1 protein-coding gene is annotated in these 849 nt (G+C 70.2%); it reads right to left on the bottom strand.

Annotation, left to right across the window (positions count from 1 at the left end):
* Positions 1-849: AMP-binding protein (locus CDN38_RS28360; protein WP_142361414.1), on the bottom strand; the 849-nt coding region annotated here is incomplete at both ends.

Here is an 849-nt window from a genome sequence, read left to right as displayed (position 1 = left end):
TGATGTAGCCGATGAGGTGGGGGGTTCCGGTGGTGGTGTGGTGGATGGTGGCGGCGGCTTGGGTGACCTGCGGGCAGGCCAGTAGGGCGTTTTCGATGTCGCCGAGTTCGATGCGTTGGCCGCGCAGTTTGATTTGGGTGTCGGCGCGGCCGAGGCATTCCAGTGTTCCCTGGGGTGTCCAGCGCGCCAGGTCGCCGGTGCGATACAGCCGTGTTCCGGGCGCCCCCAAGGGGCCCCCGAAAGGATTTGCCACGAATCGTTGGGCGGTCAACTGCGGTTGGGCCGCGTAGCCGTGTGCCAGGGCGGGCCCGGTCAGGTACAGTTCGCCGACCACCCCGATGGGGGCGGGGTGGAGTCGGGCGTCGAGCACCAGCGCGCATACCCCCGGGATCGGGGCGCCGATGGTGATGGGTTGTCCGGCCGAGAGTGGCGTGGTGCAGGTGGCCCAGATGGTGGCCTCGGTGGGGCCGTAGGCGTTGTACATGCGCCGCCCCGGGGCCCAGGCGGTGACCAGCTCCGGCGGGCAGGGTTCGGCGCCGGCGATCAGTGTGGATAATCCGTCCAGCCGGGTGCGGTCCAGCGACGCCAGCACCGTGGGGGTCAGGATGGCGGCGCTGACCTGCTGGTCGTGCAGCAAGCTGGTCAGCGCGTCGCCGGCATACACCTGCGGGGGTGCCACCACCACTGCCGCCGCCGATCCGGCCGCCCATAACCATTCGAAGATCGACAGATCAAAGGTCGGGGCGGCCACCATCAGGATCCGCGCCTGGGCGCCTACTCCGAACAGCTCGCGTTGGGCCGCGGCCATCCCCAGCAGGCCGGCGTGGCCGACCGCCACTCCCTTGGGGG

The sequence above is a fragment of the Mycobacterium ostraviense genome, assembly GCF_002705925.1.
In the GTDB taxonomy this organism is placed as follows: Bacteria; Actinomycetota; Actinomycetes; order Mycobacteriales; family Mycobacteriaceae; genus Mycobacterium; species Mycobacterium ostraviense.
Note: the sequence above shows the minus strand (reverse complement) of the source record. Positions and strands in the feature narration are given on the sequence as shown.